The sequence below is a fragment of the uncultured Flavonifractor sp. genome (assembly GCF_944385615.1).
GTDB lineage: Bacteria > Bacillota > Clostridia > Oscillospirales > Oscillospiraceae > Flavonifractor.
The window spans coordinates 1-26975 of record NZ_CALWXV010000037.1 but is presented as its reverse complement, the minus strand read 5'-3'; the positions used below and the strand labels follow the sequence as shown (position 1 = coordinate 26975).

At 60.3% G+C, this 26975-nt stretch carries 28 protein-coding genes; 25 read left to right on the top strand and 3 right to left on the bottom strand.

Annotation, left to right across the window (positions count from 1 at the left end; translation table 11 throughout):
- Nucleotides 1-89 precede the first annotated feature (89 nt).
- From rplR to Q0J75_RS09790, 18 genes are all read left to right on the top strand, one after another.
- Nucleotides 90-449: a 50S ribosomal protein L18 gene (rplR, locus tag Q0J75_RS09875; protein ID WP_087187794.1), complete on the top strand. Its 360-nt coding sequence runs from the start codon at nucleotides 90-92 to the stop codon at nucleotides 447-449.
- Nucleotides 450-466: 17 nt separating this feature from the next.
- The gene (gene rpsE / locus Q0J75_RS09870) at nucleotides 467-967 is read left to right on the top strand and encodes a 30S ribosomal protein S5 (protein WP_087328901.1); all 501 of its coding nucleotides are present in this window, start codon (nucleotides 467-469) and stop codon (nucleotides 965-967) included.
- A 14-nt stretch (nucleotides 968-981) separates the two neighbouring features.
- Nucleotides 982-1164: a 50S ribosomal protein L30 gene (rpmD, locus tag Q0J75_RS09865; RefSeq protein WP_087335586.1), complete on the top strand. Its 183-nt coding sequence runs from the start codon at nucleotides 982-984 to the stop codon at nucleotides 1162-1164.
- A 13-nt stretch (nucleotides 1165-1177) separates the two neighbouring features.
- Entirely contained in the window at nucleotides 1178-1618 is a 441-nt protein-coding gene (rplO, locus tag Q0J75_RS09860; protein ID WP_191435656.1) for a 50S ribosomal protein L15, read from the top strand.
- The gene (gene secY / locus Q0J75_RS09855; protein WP_297200404.1) at nucleotides 1619-2944 is read left to right on the top strand and encodes a preprotein translocase subunit SecY; all 1326 of its coding nucleotides are present in this window, start codon (nucleotides 1619-1621) and stop codon (nucleotides 2942-2944) included.
- A gap of 13 nt (nucleotides 2945-2957) precedes the next feature.
- Nucleotides 2958-3590: an adenylate kinase gene (locus tag Q0J75_RS09850; RefSeq protein WP_297200402.1), complete on the top strand. Its 633-nt coding sequence runs from the start codon at nucleotides 2958-2960 to the stop codon at nucleotides 3588-3590.
- Nucleotides 3591-3602: 12 nt separating this feature from the next.
- Nucleotides 3603-4355 (top strand): type I methionyl aminopeptidase, encoded by a 753-nt coding sequence (map, locus tag Q0J75_RS09845; RefSeq protein WP_297200416.1) that lies wholly within the window; start codon nucleotides 3603-3605, stop codon nucleotides 4353-4355.
- 2 nt (nucleotides 4356-4357) lie between these two features.
- Complete coding sequence (locus Q0J75_RS09840; RefSeq protein WP_297200399.1) at nucleotides 4358-4636, top strand: KOW domain-containing RNA-binding protein; 279 nt, start codon at nucleotides 4358-4360, stop codon at nucleotides 4634-4636.
- Nucleotides 4637-4640: 4 nt separating this feature from the next.
- The gene (gene infA, locus Q0J75_RS09835) at nucleotides 4641-4859 is read left to right on the top strand and encodes a translation initiation factor IF-1 (protein ID WP_009258089.1); all 219 of its coding nucleotides are present in this window, start codon (nucleotides 4641-4643) and stop codon (nucleotides 4857-4859) included.
- 114 nt (nucleotides 4860-4973) lie between these two features.
- A complete protein-coding gene (gene rpmJ / locus Q0J75_RS09830) occupies nucleotides 4974-5087 on the top strand; it encodes a 50S ribosomal protein L36 (RefSeq protein WP_006573428.1) in 114 nt (37 codons plus the stop codon).
- A gap of 19 nt (nucleotides 5088-5106) precedes the next feature.
- Nucleotides 5107-5475, top strand: a complete 369-nt coding sequence (gene rpsM, locus Q0J75_RS09825; RefSeq protein ID WP_087187801.1) for a 30S ribosomal protein S13 — start codon at nucleotides 5107-5109, stop codon at nucleotides 5473-5475.
- Nucleotides 5476-5490: 15 nt separating this feature from the next.
- A complete protein-coding gene (gene rpsK / locus Q0J75_RS09820; RefSeq protein WP_007494608.1) occupies nucleotides 5491-5892 on the top strand; it encodes a 30S ribosomal protein S11 in 402 nt (133 codons plus the stop codon).
- 20 nt (nucleotides 5893-5912) lie between these two features.
- On the top strand, nucleotides 5913-6542 hold the full coding sequence (gene rpsD, locus Q0J75_RS09815; RefSeq protein WP_297200392.1) for a 30S ribosomal protein S4: 630 nt from the start codon (nucleotides 5913-5915) through the stop codon (nucleotides 6540-6542).
- 80 nt (nucleotides 6543-6622) lie between these two features.
- The gene (locus tag Q0J75_RS09810) at nucleotides 6623-7570 is read left to right on the top strand and encodes a DNA-directed RNA polymerase subunit alpha (RefSeq protein WP_297200390.1); all 948 of its coding nucleotides are present in this window, start codon (nucleotides 6623-6625) and stop codon (nucleotides 7568-7570) included.
- A 148-nt stretch (nucleotides 7571-7718) separates the two neighbouring features.
- Complete coding sequence (gene rplQ / locus Q0J75_RS09805; RefSeq protein WP_297200387.1) at nucleotides 7719-8060, top strand: 50S ribosomal protein L17; 342 nt, start codon at nucleotides 7719-7721, stop codon at nucleotides 8058-8060.
- Between the two features lie 260 nt (nucleotides 8061-8320).
- Nucleotides 8321-9424, top strand: coding sequence for an HD domain-containing phosphohydrolase (locus Q0J75_RS09800; protein ID WP_297200375.1), 1104 nt, complete (start codon nucleotides 8321-8323; stop codon nucleotides 9422-9424).
- 324 nt (nucleotides 9425-9748) lie between these two features.
- Nucleotides 9749-11035, top strand: a complete 1287-nt coding sequence (locus tag Q0J75_RS09795) for an HlyC/CorC family transporter (RefSeq protein ID WP_297200372.1) — start codon at nucleotides 9749-9751, stop codon at nucleotides 11033-11035.
- The gene (locus tag Q0J75_RS09790) at nucleotides 11032-12138 is read left to right on the top strand and encodes a M20 metallopeptidase family protein (protein WP_297200367.1); all 1107 of its coding nucleotides are present in this window, start codon (nucleotides 11032-11034) and stop codon (nucleotides 12136-12138) included. The genes Q0J75_RS09795 and Q0J75_RS09790 overlap by 4 nt, the downstream gene beginning before the upstream one ends.
- Nucleotides 12139-12192: 54 nt before the next feature.
- Here Q0J75_RS09790 and Q0J75_RS09785 read toward each other — a convergent pair whose 3' ends face one another.
- The gene (locus tag Q0J75_RS09785) at nucleotides 12193-12672 is read right to left on the bottom strand and encodes a hypothetical protein (protein WP_297200364.1); all 480 of its coding nucleotides are present in this window, start codon (nucleotides 12670-12672) and stop codon (nucleotides 12193-12195) included.
- Nucleotides 12673-12685: 13 nt separating this feature from the next.
- The gene (locus tag Q0J75_RS09780; RefSeq protein WP_297200361.1) at nucleotides 12686-13660 is read right to left on the bottom strand and encodes a lysine exporter LysO family protein; all 975 of its coding nucleotides are present in this window, start codon (nucleotides 13658-13660) and stop codon (nucleotides 12686-12688) included.
- Nucleotides 13661-13984: 324 nt separating this feature from the next.
- Between Q0J75_RS09780 and Q0J75_RS09775 the strand changes: the two genes are divergently transcribed.
- Entirely contained in the window at nucleotides 13985-15313 is a 1329-nt protein-coding gene (locus Q0J75_RS09775) for a uracil-xanthine permease family protein (protein ID WP_297200358.1), read from the top strand.
- Nucleotides 15314-15394: 81 nt separating this feature from the next.
- Here the strand turns inward: Q0J75_RS09775 and Q0J75_RS09770 are convergent, their stop codons facing one another.
- Nucleotides 15395-16033, bottom strand: coding sequence for a helix-turn-helix transcriptional regulator (locus tag Q0J75_RS09770; RefSeq protein WP_297200355.1), 639 nt, complete (start codon nucleotides 16031-16033; stop codon nucleotides 15395-15397).
- Between the two features lie 436 nt (nucleotides 16034-16469).
- On the opposite strand from Q0J75_RS09770, the gene ssnA reads away from it, so the two are divergent.
- The 6 genes from ssnA to Q0J75_RS09740 form a co-directional block, all read left to right on the top strand.
- Entirely contained in the window at nucleotides 16470-17810 is a 1341-nt protein-coding gene (ssnA, locus tag Q0J75_RS09765; RefSeq protein ID WP_297200353.1) for a putative aminohydrolase SsnA, read from the top strand.
- Between the two features lie 270 nt (nucleotides 17811-18080).
- A complete protein-coding gene (gene ygfK, locus Q0J75_RS09760) occupies nucleotides 18081-21077 on the top strand; it encodes a putative selenate reductase subunit YgfK (RefSeq protein WP_297200350.1) in 2997 nt (998 codons plus the stop codon).
- A gap of 144 nt (nucleotides 21078-21221) precedes the next feature.
- On the top strand, nucleotides 21222-21773 hold the full coding sequence (locus tag Q0J75_RS09755; protein WP_297200347.1) for a 4Fe-4S binding protein: 552 nt from the start codon (nucleotides 21222-21224) through the stop codon (nucleotides 21771-21773).
- Nucleotides 21774-21789: 16 nt separating this feature from the next.
- On the top strand, nucleotides 21790-24360 hold the full coding sequence (gene xdh, locus Q0J75_RS09750; RefSeq protein ID WP_297200344.1) for a selenium-dependent xanthine dehydrogenase: 2571 nt from the start codon (nucleotides 21790-21792) through the stop codon (nucleotides 24358-24360).
- 319 nt (nucleotides 24361-24679) lie between these two features.
- Nucleotides 24680-25915, top strand: a complete 1236-nt coding sequence (gene dpaL / locus Q0J75_RS09745; RefSeq protein ID WP_297200341.1) for a diaminopropionate ammonia-lyase — start codon at nucleotides 24680-24682, stop codon at nucleotides 25913-25915.
- A gap of 56 nt (nucleotides 25916-25971) precedes the next feature.
- Nucleotides 25972-26975: YgeY family selenium metabolism-linked hydrolase (locus Q0J75_RS09740; protein ID WP_297200338.1), on the top strand; the 1004-nt coding region annotated here is incomplete at its 3' end.

Sequence of the window (26975 nt, the reverse complement as noted above, 5' to 3'; positions counted from 1 at the left end):
AAGGGCAAGGGCATCAAATACACCGACGAGGTCATCCGCCGCAAGGAAGGCAAGACCGGCGTCAAGAAGAAATAAGGAGGTGTGCCACTATGATCAACAGACCCGATACCAACGCTCAGCGGCTTAAGCGCCATAAGAGAGTGCGCGGCAAGATTTCCGGCACGCCCGAGCGTCCCCGTCTCAACGTGTTCCGCAGCAACACCAACATCTACGCCCAGATCATCGACGATGTGAACGGCAAGACCCTGGTGTCTGCTTCCTCCATGGAAAAGGGCTTTGAGGGCAAGGGCTCCGACTGCGAGGCCGCCAAGAAGGTGGGCCTGGCTGTCGCCGAGCGCGCCAAGGCCGCCGGCATCGAGAACGTGGTGTTCGACCGCGGCGGCTATGTCTATCACGGCCGCGTACAGGCCCTGGCCGAAGGCGCCCGTGAGGGCGGCCTGCAGTTCTAAGGGAGGAGGAAGATTAAATGGCTCGTTTTGAAAGAGAACCCAGCGAGTTCACCGAGAAGCTGGTTGCCCTGAACCGCGTGTCCAAGACCGTTAAGGGCGGCCGTATCTTCAAGTTCGCCGCCCTGATGGTGGTGGGCGATGAGAAGGGCCGCGTGGGCTTCGGCCTGGGCAAGGCCGCTGAGGTGCCCGAGGCCATCCGCAAGGGCATCGAAGACGCCAAGAAGAATATGTGCAACGTGACTCTGTCCGGCACTACCATTCCCCATGAGGTCATCGGCGAGTTCGGCGCCGGCCGCGTGCTCCTGAAGCCCGCTGCCCCCGGTACCGGCATCATCGCCGGCGGCCCCGTCCGCGCCGTCATGGAGGCCGCCGGCATCCGTGACATCCGCGCCAAGTGCCTGCGCTCCAATAACCCGCAGAACGTGGTCTCCGCCACCTTCGAGGGCCTGAAGGCTCTCCGTGGTCCCGAGGAGGTCGCCCGCATCCGCGGCAAGAGCGTCAGCGAGATCGTAGGTTAAGGAGGGCCGTGAACATGGCTAATCTGAACATCAAGCTGGTCAAGAGCCTGAACGGCCGCATCGCCAAGCATAAGGCCACCGCCGAGGCTCTGGGGCTGCGCCACATCGGCGACACCACCGTACAGCCCGACAACGAGGCTACCCGCGGCAAGATCGCCCACATCGGCTACCTGCTGCAGGTGACCGAGGAACAGTAAGGAGGTGCGCGAAATGAATCTGCATGATCTTTCCCCCGCTGCCGGTTCCAACCCCAAGGCCTACCGCAAGGGCCGCGGCAACGGTTCCGGTAACGGCAAGACTGCCGGCCGCGGCCAGAAGGGCCAGTGGGCCCGCTCCGGCGGTGGCGTCCGCGTGGGCTTTGAGGGCGGCCAGATGCCTCTGACCCGCCGTATCCCCAAGCGCGGCTTCAACAACATCTTTGCCAAGCCCCTGGAGGCCATCAACGTGTCCGCTCTGAACAAGTTCGAGGACGGCGCTGTGGTCAACGTGTGCGACCTGCTGGAGAAGGGCATCCTCTCCAAGTGTGAGTATGGCTACAAGGTGCTGGGCAACGGTACCCTGACCAAGAAGCTGACTGTCCGTGCCTCCGCTTTCTCCGCCTCCGCCAAGGAGAAGATCGTGGCTGCTGGCGGAAAGTATGAGGTGGTCTAAGTGATCGAGACCATCCGTAACGCGTGGAAGATTCCTGAGCTGCGCAAGAAGATCCTCTTTACCATCTTCGCGCTGCTCATCTTCCGGCTGGGCTCGGTGGTTCCTGTCCCCTTCATCAACAGCGACCTGCTGGGCACCACGCTCAACAACATGGGAGGTATCTTCTCCCTGCTGGGCACCATGAACGGCACCGCCTTCTCTATGGCCGCCGTCTTTGCCCTGGGCGTACAGCCGTATATCAACAGCTCCATCATCATCCAGCTGCTCACCGTTGCCATCCCCGCTCTGGAGCGTCTCCAGCGGGACGGCGGCGAGGAGGGCCGGAAGAAGATCGCGGCCATCACCCGTTACGTGACCGTGGCTATCGCTATTCTCCAGGGTCTGGGTTACTACACCCTGATTGCCAACACCGGCAATGGTAACCTGATTGACGCCGCCGGCCTGCCCGGCTGGTGGGTTGCCATCGTCATCATCCTGTGCTTTACCGCCGGTTCCGCCTTTGTTATGTGGCTGGGTGAGCAGATCACCGAGTTCGGCATCGGCAACGGTATTTCCATCATCCTGTTCGCCGGCATCCTCTCCCGGGTGCCCGGCATGGTGGAGACCATCTACACCGGTATCCGCAACAACCTCAACGGCGTGACGGATCAGTTCAGCCTCCCCTGGTGGGGCGCTATTCTCATCGTCATCGGTATGCTGGCCATCATCGTGCTCATCGTGTTCATCCAGAACTCCGAGCGCCGCATTCCCGTCCAGTATGCCAAGCGCGTGGTGGGCCGCAAGATGTACGGCGGCCAGTCCAGCCACATCCCCCTGAAGGTGAACATGAGCGGCGTTATGCCTATCATCTTTGCCCAGGCCATCGCCTCCCTGCCCGCCACCGTGGGCATGTTCTTCGGCAAGAGCACCGAGAGCGAGGGCGGCTGGGGTGTGTTCCTGCGGATCTTTGACACCACCAGCATTCTTTATATCGTGATCTATTTCCTGCTCATTGTTGGCTTCAGCTATTTCTACTCCACCATGCAGTTCAACCCGGTGGAAGTGGCCAATAACCTGAAGAAGAACGGCGGCTTTATCCCCGGCTTCCGTCCCGGCAAGCCCACCGCCGACTTCATCCACAAGGTGCTGGGTAAGATTACTATGTTCGGCGCTTTGTATCTGGCGATCATCGCCATCGCGCCCATCATCACCGGCGCCATCATTGGCGTCAATAGCCTGGCCATTGGCGGCACCTCCGTTATCATCGTCGTGGGCGTTGCCCTGGAGACCACCAAGGCTATGGAGGCTCAGATGATGATGCGGCACTACAAGGGCTTCCTGGAGTAAGGGGCGAAGTAGAATGAAAATCATCCTTTTGGGCGCCCCGGGCGCCGGAAAGGGGACCCAGGCTGAGATCATCAGCAAGAAGCTGGGCATCCCCACCATCTCCACCGGCAACATCCTCCGGGCCGCCGTCAAGGCCGGCACCCCCATCGGGCTGGAGGCCAAGAGCTATATGGACGCCGGCAAGCTGGTCCCTGATGAGGTCATCATCGGCATCATCCAGGAGCGGCTGGCCGAGCCCGACTGCGCAAAGGGCTTTATTCTGGACGGGGTGCCCCGCACCATTGCCCAGGCTCAGGCGCTGGACGCCCATGGCATCCACTTTGACGCGGTGCTCTCCCTGGAGATTGACGACAGCGTCATCGAGGCCCGTATGACGGGCCGCCGGACCTGCCACACCTGCGGCGCCACCTACCACATCCAGACTGCTCCTCCCAAGCAGGAGGGGGTCTGCGACAAGTGCGGCGGCGAGCTGGAGCAGCGCAAGGACGACCAACCGGAGACCGTCAAGCACCGGCTGGAGGTCTATCACAACGAGACCGAGCCCCTGAAGGACTATTACCAGGCCCACGGCGTGCTGATGAGCGTGCCCGACCTGGGCGGGATCGAAGAGACCAACGAGAAAATCATGGAACTGCTGGGGAAGTGATTTGAGATGGAAATGATCTCACTGAAATCTCCCCGGGAAATTGAGCTGATGCGCCGGGCCGGGCGGCTGACCGCCCAGGCCCGGGCGCTGGCCGGTTCTATGGTGCGCCCCGGCGTCACCACCCATGAGATTGACGTCGCGGTGCGCAAATTTATCGAGAGCCACGGAGCCAAGCCCTCTTTTCTGGGCTACGGCGGCTTTTCCGGCTCCGCCTGCATCTCTATCAACGAGCAGGTCATCCACGGCATTCCGGGTCCCCGGAAATTACAGGAGGGCGACATCGTCAGCATTGACGTGGGCGCCTATCTGGACGGCTTTCACGGCGACTGCGCCGCCACCTTCCCCTGCGGTGAGGTGAGCGACGAGGCCATGAAGCTCATTCGGGTCACCGAGCAGAGCTTCTGGGAGGGTATCCGCCTGGCCCGGCCGGGCAAGCGGGTGTACGATATCTCCCACGCCGTTCAGCAGTATGTGGAGGCCAACGGCTTCTCTGTGGTGCGGGACTTTGTGGGTCACGGTGTGGGCGCCAAGCTCCACGAGGCCCCTGAGGTGCCCAACTACGGACCGGCGGGTCACGGGCCCCGGCTTCAGCCGGGCATGACCATCGCTGTGGAGCCTATGGTGTGCGCAGGCGACTGGCGGGTCAAGGTGCTCAAGGACGGCTGGACCACTGTGTCCGCCGACGGCAGCCTCACCGCCCACTATGAAAACACCATCCTTATCACCGACGGGGAGCCCGAAGTGCTCACCGTGGCGGAGGACTGAGCATGGCGCCGGAGCATCCGCGGATCGTCCGCTCTCTGGCAGGGCATGACAAGGGCGAGCTGTTCTGTGTTCTGGACCAGAATGGCCCCTATCTGCTGCTCTGTGACGGCAGACGGCGAAAGGCAGAGTCCCCTAAGCGGAAAAAGGCCGCCCATACGGCGGACGCGGGGGACTTTCAACACCCCGTTCTGGATCAGATCCGGGCGGGCAACCCCATAACAAACCGAGAGGTGCGGAGGGCGCTGGCCGCTTTCCGAGCTGAAGAGCTAAGGAGGGTATGACGCTGTGGCAAAAGACGATATGATCGAAGTGGAGGGCGTCGTGACCGAGTCCCTTCCCAATACCACGTTCCATGTGGACATCGGAAACGGCCATATTATTCTGGCCCACATCTCCGGCAAGCTGCGGATGAACTTCATCCGTATCCTGCCCGGCGATAAGGTCACCGTGCAGATGTCCCCCTATGACGTAACCAGGGGCCGGATCACTTGGAGAAGCAAGTAATCCGGCTCGTTCCGGCGGGCGAAGCTCCGCCACCCCTATCAATGACCGGCGCGGGTCAGCGGGGCCTTGCCTCCGCCGTGCCGGGGCCATCAGGCTCTACAGGAGGTTAATGACATGAAAGTTAGACCGTCCGTGAAGCCCATGTGCGAGAAGTGCAAGATCATCAAGCGCAAGGGCAAGGTCATGGTTATTTGCGAAAACCCCAAGCATAAGCAGAGACAAGGTTAATAGGAGGTGCTGAAACAGTATGGCACGTATTGCTGGCATTGATTTGCCCAAGGATAAGCGGGTCGAGATCGGCCTTACCTATATCTTTGGTATCGGGCGCACCAGCGCCAACAAGATCCTGGCTGAGGCCGGTATCAACCCCGACACCCGCGTGAAGGATCTGACCGAGGCCGATGAGGCCAAGCTGCGCGAGATCATCAGCCACAGCTACACTGTGGAGGGCGACCTCCGTCGTGATGTGGCGATGGACATCAAGCGTCTCACCGAGATTGGCTGCTACCGCGGCCTGCGTCACCGCAAGGGCCTGCCCGTCCGCGGTCAGCGTTCCAAGACCAACGCGCGTACCCGCAAGGGTCCCAAGCGCACCGTCGCCAACAAGAAGAAGTAAGGGAGGGAGAGACACATGGCTACCGCTACCAAGGGTAAGAAGGTTATCCGCAAGCGCCGTGAGCGCAAGAACGTTGAAAAGGGCCAGGTGCATATCCGCTCTTCCTTCAACAACACCATGGTCACCGTGACCGATATGGGGGGCAACGCCCTGTCCTGGGCCTCTTCCGGCGGCCTGGGCTTCCGTGGCTCCCGGAAATCCACCCCCTTCGCCGCTCAGACCGCTGCCGAGACTGCCGCCAAGGCTGCCATGGAGCACGGCCTGAAGACCGTGGAGGTGTACGTGAAGGGCCCCGGCGCCGGCCGTGAGGCTGCCATCCGCGCCCTGCAGGCCGTGGGCCTGGAGGTCACCCTCATCAAGGACGTGACCCCCATTCCCCACAACGGCTGCCGTCCGCCCAAGCGCCGCCGCGTGTAAGAGAAGGAGGAGTACGAATTATGGCTAGATATACCGGAGCAGTCTGCCGCCAGTGCCGCAGAGAGGGCCAGAAGCTCTTCCTGAAAGGCGACCGCTGCTATACCGACAAGTGCGCCATGGAGCGCCGTCCCTTTGCCCCCGGCATGCACAACCAGGGCCGCACCAAGAAGCTGTCCGAGTACGGCATGCAGCTGCGTGAGAAGCAGAAGGCCCGCCGCTACTACGGCGTGCTGGAGAGCCAGTTCCGCAAGTATTATGAGATGGCCGCCGCCCGCAAGGGTGTGACCGGTGACAATCTGCTGTCCATCCTGGAGACCCGCCTGGACAACGTGATCTATCGTCTGGGCTTTGCCATGAGCCGTCCTGAGGCCCGTCAGCTGGTCCGTCACGGCCACTTCACCATCAACGGCCATCGCGTGGACATCCCCTCCTACCTGGTCAAGCCCGGCGAGGTCATCGCCCTGAAGGAGACCAGCCGGAGCAAGGAGAAGTTCAAGGCGTCCCTGGAGGCCAACGGCTCCCGTCCCGCCCCCAAGTGGCTGGACTTTGACCAGAATAATCTGGTGGCCAAGGTGGTAGCCCTCCCCGCCCGCGAGGACGTGGACCTGCCCATCGAGGAGCACCTGATCGTCGAGCTGTACTCCAAGTAATCGTGCTTGTACCCTCGATTATTGGTGAGCTGTATAAGGCGGCGGACGGAGGTCCGCCGCCGCGAAAAGGAGGGTAACACATGGTAGAAATCGAGAAGCCCCGCATCGAATGTGTGGAGAACCCCGGCGACGGTTCCTACGGCAAGTATGTCGTGGAGCCGCTGGAGCGTGGCTATGGTACCACTCTGGGCAACTCCCTGCGCCGCATCCTGCTCTCGTCCCTGCCCGGCACGGCGGTTACCTCCATCAAGATCGCCGGCGTGCAGCACGAGTTTTCCACCATTCCCGGTGTGAAGGAGGACGTGACCGAGATCGTCCTCAACATCAAGCGCATCATTGCCAAGCTTCACTCCGAGGGCGTGAAGACGGTCTATATCGAGGCCAGCGGTGAGTGTGAAGTCACCGCCGGCGATATCAAGGCCGACAGCGAGGTGGAGATCCTCAATCCGGATCTGCACATCGCCACCCTGGGTCCGGACGCCAGCCTCAACATGGAGCTGACCCTGTCCCACGGTCGGGGCTACGTCCCCGCCGACCGGAACAAGCCGGCTCAGACCATCATCGGGCTGATCCCGGTGGATTCCATTTACACGCCGGTGCGGAAGGTCAACTACACGGTGGAGAATACCCGTGTCCGCGACCTGACCGACTTCGACAAGCTGACCCTGGAGGTGTGGACCGACGGTACCATCACCGCCCGGGACGCCGTCAGCCTGGGCGCCCGCATCCTCTGCGACCACTTTGTCCTCTTCACCGATCTCAGCGAGACCATGGGCTCCAAGTCCACGGTGGTGGAGAAGGCCGAGGCCCAGCGGGATAAGGTGCTGGAGCTGACCATTGAGGAGCTGGACCTGTCGGTCCGTTCCTTCAACTGCCTCAAGCGGGCCAACATCAACACGGTGGAGGATCTGATCTCCAAGACCGAGGACGAGATGATGAAGGTGCGCAACCTGGGCCGCAAGAGCCTGGAAGAGGTCATCAACAAGCTGGCCATGATGGGCCTGCACCTGGCCGACGAGGAAAACTGAGGCCAGAGAAGGGAGCGGTCCGGGGGCATGTAACGTCCCCTCCCGGACCCACACGGACACTGTCGCTCCTTTCCGGGGAAATAATCCCCGCGGACGAATTTAAATTGTGGAGTTCGCCTTGGCGAACATCCGATAGGAGTTGGAACTCATGTCTCATCAGCGTAAACTGGGTAAGCCCACCGATCAGCGCCTGGCCATGCTCCGCGCCATGACCACCTACCTGCTGGAGAACGGTCAGATCAAGACCACCTATGCCCGTGCCAAGGAAGTTGCTCCCATGGCCGAGAAGATGATCACTCTGGCCAAGAACCCCAACCTCGCCAACTACCGTAAGGCTCTGGCCTACCTGACCAAGGAGGACGTGGCCAAGAAGACCTTTGACGAGCTGGGTCCCAAGTATGCCAGCCGCAACGGCGGTTATACCCGCGTTGTGAAGATCGGCCCCCGCCGCGGCGATGCCGCTGAGATGGCTATCATCCAGCTGGTGTAAGCGGCAAGTTCAGAGCAAAGAGCGCAGGGTTTCCAAAACGAAGGAAATCCTGCGTTTTTTGTAGCGGGTATTTTGGCCTTTTCTGTCGGATTCCGAAGGAAAAAATCCTGTTTTGTCCGGGGAAAAGAACAAAATACAGCGTTCCCTTTTTTTCGACCGGCTTTTTCTTTCCAGACAGTGGTTGACGCGGGAAGAAAAAAGCAATATGATAGGCAATAGCAGGGGCAAGACCGCCATGCCTGAAGGAAGAGGTGTAGCCGATGGATCAGGAAGCACAGTGTATCATGCAATGTGAAGAACCCAATACCATGCTGATCGTAGACGACACGATTTTAAACCGGATGGTTCTAAGCAAGATTTTTCAGGGCAACTATCGGATCGAGACCGCGGAAAACGGTCAGGACGGCCTGAAATTTTTGCTGGATCATCCGCATGAAATCTGCGCTGTGCTGCTGGACGTGGTGATGCCGGTGATGGGCGGTATGGAGCTGCTGCGTCTGCTGAAGGGAACCAATTTGCTGCAGCAGATCCCTGTGTTTCTGATTACCGCGGAGACCAGCGGCGCGGTGGTGGAAGAGGCCTATACCCTGGGCGTTATGGACGTCATCAACAAGCCTGTGGTGCCCCATGTGGTAGAGCGACGGGTCAATTCGGTCATTGAGCTGTTTCAGGCCCGCCGCCGGCTGGGTAATCAGGTGGAGCGGCAGCAGTCAGAGCTGCTGCAGCAGGCCCAGCGAATCGCCGAACTCAGCTTCGGCATGGTAGAGGCGCTCTCTACCGCCATTGAGTTCCGCAGCGGCGAGTCCGGCGGCCATGTCCGGCGTATCCGCAGCATCACAGAGCTGATGCTCCGTCACACCGAGCTGGGCGAGGGACTGGATGAGGATGAGATCACCCAGATTGCCCTGGCTGCGGTCATGCATGATGTGGGCAAGATCGCCATCCCGGACGCCATTCTCAACAAGCCGGGCAAGCTGACCAAAGAGGAATTCGATATCATGAAGACCCACACCGTCCAGGGAAGCATCCTCCTCTCCCGTATCCCCCAAATGCGGGAGCACAGCGCTTACCGCTATGCCCACGATATCGCGCTTCACCACCATGAGCGCTGGGATGGGGGCGGCTATCCCGATGGGCTGAAGGGAGACCAGATCTCCATCTGGGCCCAGATCGTTTCCATTGCCGACGTGTATGACGCCCTGGTCAGCAAGCGGGTCTACAAGGAAGCCTACGGCTTTGACAAGGCCATGGATATGATCTGCCGGGGGGAATGTGGCCATTTCAATCCAAGGCTGCTGGACTGTTTCCTGTCCGTAGAGGGAAGGCTGCGGTGTATGTACCGCTGTAAGAACAAGAAAAGGTGACCGGCAACAGGCCCTGCCGGATAGACCGGCAGGCCTTGCAATCCGGGTGGATGTATGCTATACTAGGCCTTGTTTGAACATAGCCCACCGATTTATTGGCGGTGTCAGTGGCTGTTTTCAAACAAGGCCTAGCCGTTCCTTCAGACAGCGTCTAAGCCCCGGTAATCTGAAAAAGGAGTGGGTGAATCCGCGTGGACGAACCTCCGCCCAGTTACAATTACATGACAAACCATGTGGAGCGGGACAGCCTTACCCCTTAGGGGATAGGGTTGTCCTTTTGCGCGTTTTCACACAAATTCAAAAGTTGGAGTTGATTGTTTTCGTATGCCAGAAAGTTCCAGTTTAACCATGGTCGTGATTCTTGTGATCCTTGTGATCCTCTCGGCCTATTTCTCCGCCACGGAGACCGCCTTTACCTCCCTGAACCGCATCCGCCTGAAGAGCAAGGCCGACGCCGGCAACCGCCGGGCGGCTCTGGCCCTCAAACTGGTGGACCAGTATGACAACCTGCTCTCCACCATTCTGGTGGGCAACAACATTGTCAACCTGTCCGCCTCTTCTCTGGCCACTATTTTCTTTACCGAAGGTTTGAAGCTGCAAAACGGCGCGGTGATCTCCACCGCCGTAATCACCATTGTGGTGCTGATCTTCGGCGAGGTCTCCCCCAAGAGCCTGGCCAAGGAGTATCCCGAGAGCTTTGCCATGTTCTCCGCCCCGATCATGCGGGTGCTCATGATTATTCTGACCCCGGTGAATATTCTCTTTGGCCTGCTCAAGCGGCTGCTGTCCCTGGTATTCCACAAGGAGGGAGACGGCGGCATCACCGAGGAAGAGCTGGTGACCATGGTGGACCAGGCCGAGAGCGAGGGCGGGCTGGACCAGCATGAGAGCAAGCTCATCCGCTCCGCCATCGAGTTCAACGATATGGAAGTGGATGAGATCCTCACCCCCCGGGTGGACATTGTGGCGGTGGAGGACACCGACTCCATGGACGACATTGCCCAGGCCTTTGCAGAGAGCGGCTACTCTCGTCTGCCGGTGTACCATGAGGACATTGACGACATCATTGGAGTGATTCACGAGAAGGACTTCCACGCCGCCCGGTACCGGGGCATCACCGACGTCAAAAGCATCACCGGCCCCATGCTGTATACCACCGGCAATACCAAGATTTCCGAGCTGCTGCGTATCCTTCAGCGGGAAAAGGCCCACATGGTCATTGTGGTGGATGAGTACGGCGGTACCGAGGGTCTGGTGACGCTGGAGGACATCGTGGAGGAACTGGTGGGCGAGATCTGGGACGAACACGACGAGGTCATCGAGGAGTTCAAGCCGCAGGAGGATGGCAGCTATCTCATCTCCTGTTCCGCCGACCTGACCGACCTGTTTGATCTGTTTTCCATCAAGGGAGAGTGTGACGCCAACACCATTTCCGGATGGGTCATGGAGCAGATTGGCCGTATCCCCGAGGAGGGAGACCACTTTGTCTCCGATGGCCTGGACGTCACGGTCACCAAGGTGGACCACCGCCGGGTGTTGGAGATCCGGGTCAACGTTCTCCCGGAAGAGGACGAGGAAAAGGATAAAAAGGAGAAGGGAAAAGACCAATGATGGATACCCGTTATGGGCTGGCCAGAGCGCTGCGCCACCAGCTCCACGCCCATCCAGAGCTGTCCGGACAGGAAGCGTGGACCAAAGCCCGGCTGATGGCCTTTTTTCAGGAGCATACCCATCTGGAACTGGTAGACCGGGGTAGCTGGTTTTACGCCCTGTGCCGGGGCCGGGGAGCGGGCAGCGTGGCCTTTCGGGCCGACTTTGACGCGCTTCCCATAGAAGAGACCTGTACCATGACCTACCGCTCTCAGTGCCCCGGTGTGGCCCACAAGTGCGGCCACGACGGCCACAGCGCCGCCCTGGCCCTGTTGGGTCTGATTCTGGAGGAAACCGGGGCAGAGCGGGATGTGTACCTGATTTTCCAGCCCGCCGAAGAGGTGGGGGGCGGGGGAGAGGCCTGCGCCGCGCTGCTGGCGGAACAGGGCATCAAAGAGGTCTACGCCTTCCACAATATGCCCGGTTATCCCCTGCGTACCGTGGCCCTGCGAAAGGGCACCATGAACTGTGCCTCCAAGGGACTGATTTTGCGGTTTGAGGGTGTTTCCACCCACGCCAGTACCCCGGAGCTGGGCCGTAATCCCGCCCAGGCGGTGGCAAAGGTGGTGGGTGCTCTGTCCAGCCTCACCCGCCGGGAGGACCACCAGGGCCTGGTCATGGCCACAGTGGTCCAAATGGACGTGGGAGAGCCTGCCTTTGGTATTTCGGCCTACCGGGGGGCTTTGCTGCTTACCCTGCGGGCTCAGTACCAGGGGGAGCTGGATACCCTTCAGGACCAGATCACAGCACTGGCCCGTCAGGCAGCAGAGGCGGATGGGCTGACCTTGACCCTGGAGGAGCGGGACGTATTCCCCGAGACTGCCAACCACCCGGCCGCTGTGGAAAAGGTAGAGGCGGCCGCCCGTGCCCTGGGACTGCCGGTGGTGGAGATGCCCGAGCCCATGCGGGGCTCGGAGGATTTTGGCTGGTACCTCCGTCAGGCGGAGGGGGCCATGTTCCTGCTGGGGGATGGAGAGGACCATCCGCCCCTCCACAGCACCGACTTTGATTTTCCCGACGAACTGCTGGAGACGGCCTGTGAGTTGTTCCAGGCTTTGATTTAAACCCATGCATAGAAAAAAGATGCCCTGCGGTAAGCGCCGCAGGGCATCTTGTATTCAGTTGCGGGTCCGGTCCCAATAGGCCGCCATGCTCTCGCCGGGCTGGCCGGTGACCTCATGAGAGAGATAGGCCTCCAGCTCCGGGGTGGGCGTCCAGGCCAGGGCGGCCGCCTCTGTAGAAAACTCCACCTCGGCGTAGAAAAAGCCGGTGTCCAACTGGGGGTCCACCGAGTTGACCTCCAGGATGAGGTGATCTGGCAGGGCATACCGGCGCTGCTCTTTCTGGATCATGGGCTTGCCCAGCATATCCTTCAGCCGGGCGTAGTAGTTGGGGCTCAGGTTCAGCTCGATCTCCTCCCGTACCAGCCCGCCCTTGCCCTTGAAGCAGAGCACATAGGCGGTGGAGCCGCCCAGGACATGTTCCTGGCGGATGCGGATGGCGGGGCGGGTAGCAAAATAGCCCTGCTCCATGGACAGGGTGGAGACAGGCTCCAGATCAGGCCAGCCTGTTACCAGCCAGCGGCGTTCGATTTCCATGCTTTGTACCTCCTTAGAAGGGAAGGGCGACTATGGCGGGCACCAGAATGGGCACCGCCAGGGAGAGGACCACGCCTGAGGTAAAGGAGTAGATGGTGATCCGCTCATGGGTGGCGCCCACCACCACGGGAAGCACCGTATCCATGGCGGCCGCTCCCGGCAGGGCGGCACACTCCACATAGCCCACATAGCGGGCCACAAAGGGGATGGCCAGAATGGAGAAGATCTCCCGCATTACATTGGACAGGAAGGATACCGCCGACACCATGGGGGAGTAGGGGGCCAGCAGGGTAGGGGCCAGGGAGTACCAGCCCATACCGGCGGAGGCCGCCATGGCATCCTTGATTCCCATGGGGAGAAAAAGGCCCGCCAGCGCTGCAAAGACCAGGGTACCGGCGCATACGAACACGGGCACCAGCAGCACTTGGAACCCGGCGGTCTTGATATCGCTGAGGAAGGTACCCTGCTTGCCCATGTCCATACCCACCATGAAAAGAAGCAGGTAGAGGCCGAAGTTGATAACCGTGCCGCAGTGGGCGGTGACGGCGGCGGGAAGGACAAACCGGCCCGCCAGCATGCCCAGCACCACCGCGATGACGATCCACTTGGTCAGGGAATTGTCCGCCTTTCCAGCGGAATGAGAGGCCTCCCCGGTGGTCTGGCTGCTGCCTTTGGGCAGTCCCACATGGTCCAGCTTCAGAATGAACCGCCGCAGCAGGGTGAGAAAGAGGATGGAGCCACCCATAGCCAGCACTGTGATGATCAGTGCGGCCAGGCCGATCTGCCCCAGGGAGGAAATGACCTCATCATTGGCTCCCAGGTTGACGCCCAGGGTCACAATCAGGATCATCAGGGCCACAAATTGGAGTTTGCCCACCCATACCAGGGGGCGGCTGCGCACGCCGGGCCGGGAGCCCAGGAACGCGCCCAAGACCACCAGGGCGATATAGATAGCCAGATTGCTCAGAGTGCTGAGGGTGGTGCCCATATCTGTCTCTCCTTTCCAGATCAGAAGAAAAAGGCCGTATACAAGGTACGGCAGGGCCATTCTAGCATATCTGTTTTGGAAAGTCTACCCTGAACCAGCGTGCGTCAGGCAAAGAAGATGAAAACCGGATAGTTTATACGAGAAACTGAAATTTATAATTTTCAATCTGCTGTTCAGAAAGAAATTTTCTAAATTGCACAAAAAATGGGTGGGAATTTTGGGGCACGTACTTCATTTTTCACTTGCATCTAGGAGTTAAATGGGTTATAGTTTGGGTGAGCAAAAAAAGCATTTGGGCAAAAAAATTTTTGTGAGGCGATTGGAATGGGAACACCAAAAACCAGCAACCCTAATACCGTCTTCCAATGGAAGGGTATCCCCCAGCCGGGACAGCTGATCCCCCTGGGACTTCAGCACGTGGTGGCCGCGGTCGTGGGCATTATTACCCCCGCCATCCTGGTCTCCAACACCTGTGGGCTGACAGAGGCGGAAAAGACCCTGATGATTCAGGTCTCTCTGATCTTGACCGCCATTGCCACGCTCCTCCAGCTCTTCCCCATTTTCCGGCGCATTGGCTCCGGGCTGCCCGTCATCATGGGCATCAGCTTTGCGTACATCCCCACCCTGCAGGCCATCGGTGAACAATTTGACATCGCTACGATTTTGGGCGCTGAGATCATCGGCGGTATTGTGGCCATCGTCTTCGGCGTGTTCGTCAAGTGGATTCGCCCCCTGTTTCCGCCCCTGGTCACCGGTACCGTTATCTTCACCATCGGTCTGTCCCTCTATCCCACCGCTGTCAAGTACATGGCCGGCGGCGCCGGTACCGCTTGGTTCGGCAATGTGAAGAGCTGGGTGGTGGCCCTCATCACTCTGGTGGTGGTGGTCTTCCTGTCCAACTTCACCAAGGGCATCTTCAAGCTGGGCGCCATCCTCATCGGCATGATCGTGGGCTATATTGTGGCCTATTTTGTGGGTATGGTGGATTTCTCCAGCGTGGGCACCTCTTCCTGGTTTGCCCTGCCCGAGGTCATGCCCTTTGAGATCAAGTTTGTCCCCTCTGCCTGCGTGTCTCTGGCTATTGTGTATGTGGTCAACGCGGTGCAGACCATCGGCGATCTGTCCTCCACCACCATGGGCGGTATGGATCGTATGCCCACCGACCGTGAGCTGTCCGGCGGCATCATTGGCCAGGGCCTGATGAGCATCGTGGGCGCCTTCTTCGGCGGCCTGCCCACCGCCTCCTACAGCCAGAATGTGGGTATCGTCACTGTTAATAAGGTCATCAACCGGGCGGTCTTTGCCCTGGCTGCCGGTATCCTGCTGGTGGCCGGCCTGGTGCCCAAGTTTGCTTCCCTGCTCACCACCATTCCTCAGTGCGTCATCGGCGGCGCCACCATCTCGGTGTTCGCCACCATCACCATGACCGGTATCCGTATGATTACCGAGGGCGGCTTCACCCCCCGCAAGAGCTCCGTGGTGGGCCTGTCCGTGGCGCTGGGCGTAGGCATTACCCAGGTGTCCGGCTGCCTGGCCGGCGAGGGCTTCCCCGCTTGGGTCAATACTGTGTTTGGTTCTTCCTCTGTGGTGGTTGCCACCATTGTGGCCATTGTTCTGAACCTGGTTCTGCCCAAAGAAAAGACGGACAAGTAATCCCAGCGGCACGAATGAACGCATGAAAATGGCCCGGCTCCTCAGGAGCCGGGCCATTTTTGGAGATGGATGTGTGGACGCTTATTCTTTGGCTTCGTCGATGTAGCTGTACAGGGTGTACTTGGAGATCCCGAAGAATTTACAGACCTTGTCGCCGCTCTTGGTAATCAGGAAGGCGCCGGTGTCGTTGAGGAACTGCACCGCTTTGACCTTATCCTCTTTGTTCATCAGGGCAACCGGTTTTCCTACGATCTTCACACTCTGCTCCATCAGCTCGTCCAGCAGATCGGATACGTTGCGGGAGATGGCCTCCGGCTCTTTCTCCTCCTTTTCGGTGGCGGTGAACTGCTTGAGCGCCGTCTCCATGGCCAGCATCAGGGTGATGTCGTAGTTGATGCCGAAAATGCCGATGGGAGTGCCGTCGTCATCCCGGATGTAAATGGTGGTGGACTTGAGGATCTTACCATCCTTGGTGCGGGTCAGATAGCACAGGTGATCCTGCAGCTGGGCCTGACCGCCCCGCAGAGCCTCCAGCACCACATGAGACGGCCCATCGCCCACCTTCCGCCCGGTAACCTGCCCGTTTTCGATGGCTACGATGGAGCTCTCCGGGTCGTTGGTAGCCAGGTCGTGGACCACCACTTCGCAGTTGGGGCCGAATTGACTGGCGATCCCTTTGGCCAGCTTGAACAGAAATTGCAGTGTAGATGCCTCTGGCATGTCGATTCCCTCCTTTCGCGTGTCTGCGCGGGGGGTGTACTTTGTGAACGCGGGGGTTTCCAGTCACTGGAACGCAGCCGCCCCGGCGTCAGACGACAGATTGTGATCGTTTTTATTTTACCACATTTCGTATCAGATTCAACTAAATTTGGATGCCTAAAAAATTTTTTGTTTTTCAAACAAAAGTATTGCATACCAGGGCGAATTGTGGTAAGATAAAGCCATCAAGTGATTTGAAGTATATGCAATATTTACAAATTTCTATAGAAAAGTTGTGGCTGCAACGGAGTGCTTTCGCGCACGGGCTGGATGGACATGGGGTTCGGCTGGGTTGCGGTTGCAACCTTGAAAAAGCTGAGATCTGATTTGTCCATTCTACCAGGAATGGACAATTTTTTTACGGAGAAACGGAACAATAAAAAGGAGGAACTGAATTATGCTGCTGGTTGGAAATGGCAGACTGATTACCCGGAGTGAGGAGCTCCCCTATCTGGAGGACGGCGCCGTGGTTCTGGACGGCGAGGTGGTCAAGGAGGTAGGCCCTCTGGCCGACCTGAAGACCAAGTATCCCGACGCTGAATTTGTGGACGCCAAGGGCGGCGTGATTATGCCCGGCCTTATCAACGTCCACACCCATATCTATTCCGGACTGGCTCGTGGCCTGTCCATCAACGGCTTCAACCCCACCAACTTCTTTGAGGTGCTGGACGGCCAGTGGTGGTACATTGACCGGCACCTGACCCTGGACGGCACCCGGGCCTGCGCCTATGCCACCGTGCTGGACTGCATCCGGGACGGCGTGACCACCATCTTTGACCACCACGCCTCCTTCTGTGAGATCCCCGGCTCCCTCTTTGCCATCAAGGACGTGTGCAAGGAGTTGGGTATGCGGGCCAACCTGTGCTATGAGGTGTCCGAGCGGGACGGCGAGGAGAAGTGCGAGCAGTCCATTCAGGAGAACGCCGACTTTGCCAAGTGGGCCAAGGAGCAGGACGACGACATGATCAAGGCCATGTTCGGCGGCCATGCCTTGTTCACCATCTCCGACAAGACCTTTGAGAAGATGGTCAAGGCCAACGACGGTATGACCGGCTTCCACATCCATGTGGCCGAGGGCATGAACGACGTGTACGACTCCCTGCAGAACTACGGCTGCCGTCCCATCAACCGGCTGCTGTACAACGGCATCCTGGGTGAGAAGACCATGCTGGGCCACTGCATCCACGTCTCTCCCGCCGAGATGGACATCATCAAGGAGACCAACACCATGGTCTGCCACAACCCCGAGTCCAACATGGGCAACGCCGTGGGCTGCTCCCCCGTGCTGCAGCTGTACAACCGGGGCATCCTCATCGGCCTGGGCACCGACGCCTATACCCACGATATGCTGGAGAGCCTGAAGGTCCTGCTGCCCATGCAGCGCCACAATGTGTGCATGCCCAACGTGGGCTGGTGCGAGGCCACCGGGATGCTCTTCCAGAACAACGCCAAGATCTGCTCCCGCTACTTTAAAAAGCCTCTGGGTGTGCTGAAGCCCGGCGCCGCCGCCGACGTGATCGTGATGGACTACAAGCCCTTCACCCCCTTCTCCGACGCCAACATCGACGGCCACATGCTCTTCGGCATGATGGGCAAGAACTGCCGCACCACCATCATCAACGGCAAGGTGCTCTACAAGGACCGGGAGTTCGTGGGCATCGACGAGGACAAGATCAACGCCTGGTGCATGGAGCAGTCCAAGAAGCTGTGGGGCGAACTGAACCACTGCACTTACTAAGGTACAACGCAAGTTGAGCTTGTCCTCACCAAGCGTTTTGCCCCAGGCAAAACCTTGATGCCGGGGCGATTTATTCGCCCCGAGCAAATAAAATCATTGGGGTCCCCGCCCGGCTGGAGCCGGGTGGGGCCAAGATCAACGCCTGGTGCATGGAGCAGTCCAAGAAGCTGTGGGGCGAGCTGAACCACTGCACTTACTAAGATGTAATACCCATTAAATACAAAAACAAAATGTAATTCCGAGTTATAACAATAACTGGAGGTTTTGATTATGAGCGATATTATGCGTCCCATGCCTTTTGCCCACCTGATGAACTGGATCCTCAGCGAGTATAAGAGCCAGGGCTCCATCTTCGGCGTGTCCAAGCTGGTCAAGCACACCGACGGCAAGGCCCTGCCCATCTTTGAGGAGAAGATCGAGTCCCCCTACGGCCCCGCCGCCGGCCCCCACACCCAGCTGGCCCAGAACATCATCGCCGCCTACGCCGCCGGCAGCCGGTTCTTTGAGGTCAAGACCGTTCAGGTCATGGACGGCGAGGAGCTCTCCAAGTGCGTCAACAAGCCCTGCATCACCGCCGAAGACGAGTGCTATAACTGCGAGTGGTCCACCGAGCTGTATGTGCCCCAGGCCTTTGCTGAGTATGTCAAGGCTTGGTTTGCCTGTAAGCTGCTGGCCAAGGAGCTGGGCCTGGGCGATCCCAACGGCTTTGTGTTCAACATGAGCGTGGGCTATGACCTGGCGGGCATCAAGAGCGAGAAGGTGGACAAGTACATCAACGGCATGATGGACGCCTCCCAGACCGAGGTGTGGAAGGAGTGCATGGACTGGGCGCTGGCCAACCTGGACCGGTTCCAGAACGTGGACGCCGACTATGTGAAGGCCATCTCCCCCAAGGTGTCCGACTCCATCACTGAGTCCACTCTCCACGGCTGCCCCCCCGATGAGATCGAGCGTATCGCCACCTACCTCATCACCGAGAAGAACCTGAACACTTACATCAAGTGTAACCCCACTCTGCTGGGTTACGAGTTTGCCCGCAAGACCCTGGACGGTCTGGGCTTTGACTATATCGCCTTTGACGACCACCACTTCAAGGAGGACCTGCAGTGGGAGGACGCCATCCCCATGTTCCACCGGCTGATGAAGCTCACCGGCGAGCGGGGCCTGGAGTTCGGCGTGAAGATCACCAACACCTTCCCTGTGGACGTGAAGGCTGGCGAGCTGCCCAGCGAAGAGATGTATATGTCCGGCCGCTCCCTGTACCCCCTGTCCCTGTCTCTGGCCGGGATGCTGTCCAAGGAGTTCAAGGGCAAGCTGCGCATCTCCTACTCCGGCGGCGCCGACATCCACTCCATCAAGAAGCTCTTTGAGGCGGGCATCTGGCCGGTCACCATGGCCACCACCGTCCTCAAGCCCGGCGGCTATCAGCGCTTCAGCCAGATCGGCGGCGAGCTGATGGACATCAGCTATGAGCCCTGGACCGGCGTGAATGTGGACAAGGCCGACGCTCTGGTGAAGGAGTTTGTCACCGACGTCCACTATCAGAAGCCCATGAAGCCCATTCCCAGCCGGAAGATGGACAAGAAGGTGCCTCTCATCGACTGCTTCGAAGCTCCCTGCCGCAACGGCTGCCCCATCGAGCAGGATATCCCCGCCTATCTGATGCGGGTCAGCGAGGGCAAGTATGAGGAGGCCCTCCAGATCATCACCCACCGCAACGCCCTGCCCTTCATCACCGGTACCATCTGCTCTCACCGCTGCCAGGACAAGTGCATGCGCAACGCCTATGATGAGAGCGTGTATATCCGCACCCAGAAGCTGAAGGCGGCCGAGGGCGGCTTTGAGACTCTGCTGCCCAAGCTGAAGCCCGCCGCCCCCGTGGCCGGCAAGAAGGTTGCCATCATCGGCGGCGGCCCCGCCGGTATGTCCGCCGCTTACTTCCTGGGCCGCGCCGGTGTGGACGTGACCATCTTTGAGCGCAAGGACTCCCTGGGCGGCATCGTTCGCCATGTGATCCCCGCCTTCCGCATCAGCGACGCCGCCATCGACAACGACGTCAAGCTGATGAACGCCATGGGCGTGAAGGTGGAGCTGAACACCGAGGTCAAGAGCGTGCAGGAGCTCTTTGACAAGGGCTATACCCAGGTTATCCTGGCCACCGGCGCCTGGCACAAGGGCAGCGCCGGCCTGGAGTACGGCGAAGAGATGAACGTCATCGAGTTCCTGGAGCAGGCCAAGAAGACCCCCGACAGCCTGAAGCTGGGCAAGAACGTGGTGGTCATCGGCGGCGGCAACACCGCCATGGACGCCGCCCGGGCCGCCAAGCGCATCCCCGGCGTGGAGAAGGTCTCCCTGGTCTACCGCCGCACCAAGCGCTATATGCCCGCCGACCAGGAGGAGCTGGAGCTGGCTCTGGAGGACGGCGTGGAGTTCCAGGAGCTGCTGGCTCCCGTGGGCGTGAAGGACGGCGTGCTCACCTGCCACCAGATGGAGCTGGGCGCTCCCGACGCCTCCGGCCGCCGCTCTCCCGTGGACACCGGTAAGGTAGTCACTGTGGAGGCCGACACCGTCATCACCGCCGTGGGCGAGAAGGTGGACACCGAGCTGTACACCGCCAACGGCCTGGAGGTGGACGGCCGCGGCAAGGCTGTGGTGAACGCCGACACCCTGGAGTCCTCCGTGAAGAACGTCTATGTCATCGGCGACGGCCAGAAGGGCCCCGGCACCGTGGTGGAGGCCATTGCCGGCGCCACCAAGGCTGCCCGCGCCATTCAGGACTTCGACGTGGATACCTACGTGGACAAGAACGTCAACGCCGACTATCAGAAGCCTCTGTCCAAGCGGGGCGATCTGTGCACCGACTGCAAGAGCTGTGACGAGGTTCGCTGCCTGGGCTGCGCCACCGTGTGCGAGACCTGTACCGAGGTGTGCCCCAACCGGGCCAACGTGGCCATCGCCGTACCCGGTATGCGGATGCGCCAGATCATCCATGTGGACGGCATGTGCAACGAGTGCGGCAACTGCGGCACCTTCTGCCCCTACGACAGCCGTCCCTACAAGGATAAGTTCACCCTGTTCTGGAGCGAGGAGGACTTCGTCAACAGCGAGAACGAGGGCTTCCTGAAGCTGGAGGGCACCAAGACTCGGGTCCGCCTGGGCGGCGAGGTGAAGGAGTACGACGTGGCCGACGCCGGCTGCGGTTTGTACGAGCCTCTGCGCAAGCTGATCTGCGCGGTGTACGACAGCTACAGCTATCTGCTGAAGTAAAAAACATCCGTTTCGTCCGCCCCTGGCGGCGCGCATTGCCTCAGTCCCCCCACTGAGGCTTTGCGCACGCCTGGAGACGGGCGGCATTTAAGGGAAAAAGAGGGGAGCGGCCCGGCCGCGTCCCCTGATAAGGAGGAACCCAACATGGCACCTACCCAAAATAACCGCATCGCCATGGTGTATTGTACCGGCGGCAGCCGGGCCAAGCGCCGGGAGGGGGGCGATTTGTCCTACCTGGATTGCCGGATGGCAAAGCAGGCCTATGCCGACGGGGTGCTGGAGTGCGCGCAGGGGTGCCTGGGCCTGGGCAGCTGCGTGGAGGCCTGCCGTCTGGACGCCATTCACATCGGCCCCCACGGGGCGGCGGTGGTGGACCGGAACGCCTGTGTGGGCTGCGGGCTGTGCGTGGAGGCCTGTCCCCAGAACCTGATCCGACTGGTGGACGCCGATACCGTCATCACCCCCCGCTGCTCCAATCAGGACGCCGGCCCTGTGGCCCGGAACGCCTGCGACGTCAGCTGTATCGCCTGCCGGATCTGTGAGAAAAACTGTCCGGCGGACGCCATCACCATGGAGAATAACCATGCGGTCATCCACCCGGAGCGGTGCGTCTCCTGCGGAATGTGCGCGGTGAAGTGTCCCCGGGGCGTGATCGTGGACGCCAACGGCATCTTTACCGTGTCTGATTTTGAGTGAAAAGGAGGAACCACAGATGAGCTATTCCTTTACCGTAAATGGTGTCCTCCGTACCACCGAGGAGGATAAGCCCCTGCTGCGCTACCTGCGGGACGATCTGCACCTCTATTCCGTCAAGGATGGATGCAGCGAGGGCGCCTGCGGCACCTGTACCATCGTGGTGGACGGCAAGGCCGTCAAGTCCTGTGTCCTCACCACCAAAAAGGCGGTGGGCAAGACCATCCTTACCGTGGAGGGCCTGACCCATGACGAGCAGGAGGCTTTTGTCTATGCCTTCGGCAAGGTGGGAGCCGTCCAGTGCGGCTTCTGCATCCCCGGCATGGTGATGGCGGGCAAGGCCCTCATCGACCAGAACCCCAACCCCACCGAGGCTGACATTAAGAAGGCCATCCGGGGCAACATCTGCCGGTGTACCGGCTATAAGAAGATCATTGAGGGGATTGCCCTCACCGCTGCCATTCTGCGGGGGGACGAGCATATCGACCCCGAGCTGGAGAAGGGCGACGTCTACGGCGTGGGCGACCGGGCCTTCCGCACCGACGTGCGGGGCAAGGTACTGGGCAGCGGCGCCTACTGCGATGACATTGAGATGGAGGGCATGGTCTACGCCTCCGCTGTCCGCTCCCAGTATCCCAGAGCCCGTGTGCTGGACATTGACGTCTCCAAAGCCGTGGCCCTGCCCGGCGTGCTGGCCGTCCTCACCGCCGAGGATGTGCCCAACAACAAGGTGGGCCACATCCAGCAGGACTGGGACGTGATGATCGCCAAGGGAGATATCACCCGCTGCGTAGGCGACGCCATCTGTCTGGTGGTGGCCGAGGATGAGAAGGTACTGGCTCAGGCCAAGAAGCTGGTGAAGATCAGCTATGAGCCTTTGGAGCCGGTGCGCACCATCCAGGAGGCCATGGCAGAGGACGCCCCCAGACTCCACCCCAACGGCAACCTGTGCCAGCAGCGCCATGTAACCCGGGGCGACGCCAAAACCGCCCTGGCCAATTCCAAGTACGTGGTGACCCAGAGCTACAAGACCCCCTTCACCGAGCACGCCTTCCTGGAGCCCGAGTGTGCCGTGGCCTTCCCCTATAAGGACGGGGTGAAGGTGTACACCTCCGACCAGGGCGTGTACGACACCCGGAAGGAGATCTCCATCATGCTGGGCTGGGAGCCCGACCGCATTGTGGTGGAGAACAAGTTCGTGGGCGGCGGCTTCGGCGGCAAGGAGGACGTGTCGGTGCAGCACCTGGCGGTGCTGGCCGCTTTGAAGGTGAACCGGCCGGTAAAGGCCAAGCTCACCCGGCAGGAGTCCATCAACTTCCACCCCAAGCGCCACTACATGGAGGGCACCTTCACTCTGGGCTGTGATGAAAACGGCATTTTCACCGGCCTGGACTGCGAGATCTACTTTGACACCGGCGCCTATGCCTCCCTGTGCGGCCCTGTGCTGGAGCGGGCCTGTACCCACTCGGTGGGCCCCTACTGCTACCAGAACACCGATATCCGTGGCTTCGGCTACTACACCAACAATCCCCCCGCCGGCGCTTTCCGTGGCTTCGGCGTGTGCCAGAGCGAGTTTGCCCTGGAGTCCAACATCAACCTGCTGGCTGAGAAGGTGGGTATCTCCCCCTGGGAGATCCGCTACCGCAACGCCATCGAGCCGGGGAAGGTGCTGCCCAATGGCCAGATCGCCGATTGCTCCACCGCCCTGAAGGAGACTCTGCTGGCCGTTAAGGACGTGTATGAGGCCAACATGGACCACGCGGGCATCGCCTGCGCCATGAAGAACGCCGGTGTGGGCGTGGGCCTGCCCGACAAGGGCCGCTGTAAGCTGGTGGTACGGGACGGTATGGTGGAGCTGTATGCCGCCGCCTCCGATATCGGCCAGGGCTGCGCCACCGTATTCCTCCAGGTCCTCTCCCAGACCACCGGGCTGCCCCGGCTGCTGCTGCGGAACATGGGGGCCAACTCTGAGGTGGCTCCCGACTCGGGCACCACCTCCGGCTCCCGCCAGACCCTCATCACCGGTGAGGCGGTGCGGATGGCCGCTGTGGACCTGAAAGCCGATATGGACAAGGTAAACGGCGACCTGTCCCAGCTGGAAGGCAAGGAGTATTTTGCCGAGTTCTTTGATCCCACCGACAAGCTGGGCTCCGACAAGCCCAACCCCAAGAGCCATGTGGCCTACGGCTTTGCCACCCATGTGGTCATCCTGGACGACGAGGGACAGGTGAAGGAGGTCTACGCAGCCCACGACTCCGGCAAGGTGGTCAACCCCACCTCCATTCAGGGTCAGATCGAGGGCGGCGTGCTCATGGGCCTGGGCTATGCCCTTACCGAGGACTTCCCCCTGAAGGACTGTGTGCCCCAGGCCAAGTACGGCACTTTGGGCCTGATGCGCTCCAACCAGATCCCCGATATCCACGCCATTTATGTGGAGAAGGAGGAGCTGCTGCCCTTCGCCTACGGCGCCAAGGGTATCGGCGAGATCGCTACCATCCCCACAGCTCCGGCGGTCCAGGGGGCCTATTACGCCAAGGATCACATCCTGCGTACCCGCCTGCCCATGGAGAACACCTACTACAAAAAGTAAGCTGACCGGCCATGTGCCGGACCGCCTTTCATACCCAGTGATACCCAATTCAGGAGGCCGCCCAAGACCTTCCAGGGGGCCTCAGTACTGCGGCGAACCACAGGCCGCACTGAGGCCCCTTTTTTGCGCTGGAAGGGGAGAGGGGAGGGGATGAAACCCACTGGGAACAGGGACGTTACAGCCACACCAAAAAAATTTTTAGCTTCTCAATATTTTTTTTAGATTTCCTCTTGACATCTGCCAAACAAGTGGTATGATGGTCTCAGAAAACAAAAGAAAATTTGCCGGCGCGCAAAGAAAATTTGGAGGCGAGTGTTCGATGAAAGACCAGCTCAAATGGGTCCTCAATAAGATGCCTAAGAGCGATGACAAGCAGCTGAATGTGATGTCTCTGGACAACGTGGCCAAGGCCCGTTCCTTCCACAGCTCCTTCCCCCAGTACTCCATCACTCCTCTGGCTCAGCTGGACGGTATGGCCAAGTACCTGGGCCTGGGCGGCGTGTATGTGAAGGACGAGTCCTACCGCTTCGGCCTCAACGCCTTCAAGGTGCTGGGCGGCTCCTTTGCCATGGCCAAGTACATTGCCGGCGAGATGGGCCGGGACGTGTCCGAGATGACCTATGACTATCTGACCAGCGAGGCCTTCCGCAAGGAATTCGGCCAGGCTACCTTCTTCACCGCCACCGACGGCAACCATGGCCGCGGCGTGGCTTGGGCGGCCAACAAGCTGGGCCAGAAGGCCGTGGTACATATGCCCAAGGGCAGCGCCAAGTCCCGCTTTGACAACATCGCCAAGGAGGGCGCCAAGGTCACCATCGAAGAGGTCAACTACGACGACTGCGTGCGTATGGCCGCCGCTGAGGCCGCCGAGACCGAGCACGGCGTTATCGTCCAGGATACCGCCTGGGACGGCTACGAGGAGATCCCCTCCTGGATCATGCAGGGCTACGGCACCATGGCCAACGAGGCTTCCGATCAGCTGCGTCAGTGCGGCGTGAACCGCCCCACCCACGTGTTCGTGCAGGCCGGTGTGGGTTCTCTGGCTGGTGCTGTGGTGGGCTACTTCACCAACCTCTACCCCAATGATCCTCCCAAGTTTGTGGTGATGGAGGCCCGCGCTGCTGACTGCCTGTACCAGGGCGCTTTGGCCAATGACGGTGCGCCCCGCATCGTCACCGGCGACCTGCAGACCATCATGGCCGGTCTGGCTTGCGGCGAGCCCAACACCATCTCCTGGGATATCCTGCGCAACCATGTCTCCGCCTTTATCTCCTGCCCCGACTGGGTGAGCGCCAAGGGCATGCGGATGCTGAGCGCCTCTGTGAAGGGCGATCCCCGCGTGATCTCCGGCGAGTCCGGCGCTGTGGGTATGGGCACTCTGGACGCCATCATGTGCGACGATACCTACAAAGAGCTGCGGGATGCTCTGGAGCTGGACCGGCACAGCCGTGTGCTGATGTTCTCCACCGAGGGCAACACTGACCCCGAGAAGTACCGCCGGGTGATCTGGGACGGCGAGTATCCCACCACCGACACCCCCCAGAAGCCCTACTAAGTCAGAACTGAAACGGGACGATCCCGTGCAAATAAAAAGATTTGGAGGTCATTACCATGGATTTTGAGAAGATCAAAGCTGCTGCCGAAGGCTATAAGGCCGACATGACCCGCTTCCTGCGGGACATGATCCGCATCCCCAGCGAGAGCTGCGAGGAGAAGGGCGTTTGTGAGTGCATCAAGGCCGAGATGGAGAAGCTGGGCTTTGACAAGGCTGAGTTCGACGGCCTGGGCAACGTGATCGGCTGGATGGGTCAGGGCGACAAGATCATCGCCATCGACTCCCACATCGACACCGTGGGCATCGGCAACATCAACAACTGGACCCACGACCCCTACGAGGGCTATGAGGACGACGAGGTCATCTATGGCCGCGGCGGTTCCGACCAGGAGGGCGGCATGGCTTCCGCTGTGTACGGCGCCAAGATCATGAAGGATCTGGGCCTGATCCCCGACGGCTACAAGATCATGGTGGTGGGCTCCGTTCAGGAAGAGGACTGCGACGGTATGTGCTGGCAGTACATCGTCAACAAGTTCTTCCCCGCCAACGGCATCAAGAAGGAGCAGGTTGAGTTCGTCATCTCCACCGAGCCCACAGACGGCGGCATCTACCGCGGTCACCGCGGCCGTATGGAGATTCGGGTGGACGTGAAGGGCGTGTCCTGCCACGGTTCTGCTCCCGAGCGCGGCGACAACGCCATCTACAAGATGGCCGACATTCTCCAGGATGTCCGCGCCCTCAACGAGAACGACGACGCCGACTCCACCGAGATCAAGGGCCTCGTGAAGATGCTCAACCCCAAGTACAACCCCGAGCACTACGAGGACGCCCGTTTCCTGGGCCGCGGCACCTGCACCACCTCCCAGATCTTCTACACCTCTCCCAGCCGCTGCGCTGTGGCTGACTCCTGCTCCATCTCCATTGACCGCCGCATGACCGCCGGCGAGACCTGGGATTCCTGCCTGGAGGAGATCCGCAACCTGCCCAACGTGAAGAAGTACGGCGACGACGTGAAGGTGTCCATGTACATGTACGACCGTCCCTCCTGGACCGGCGAGGT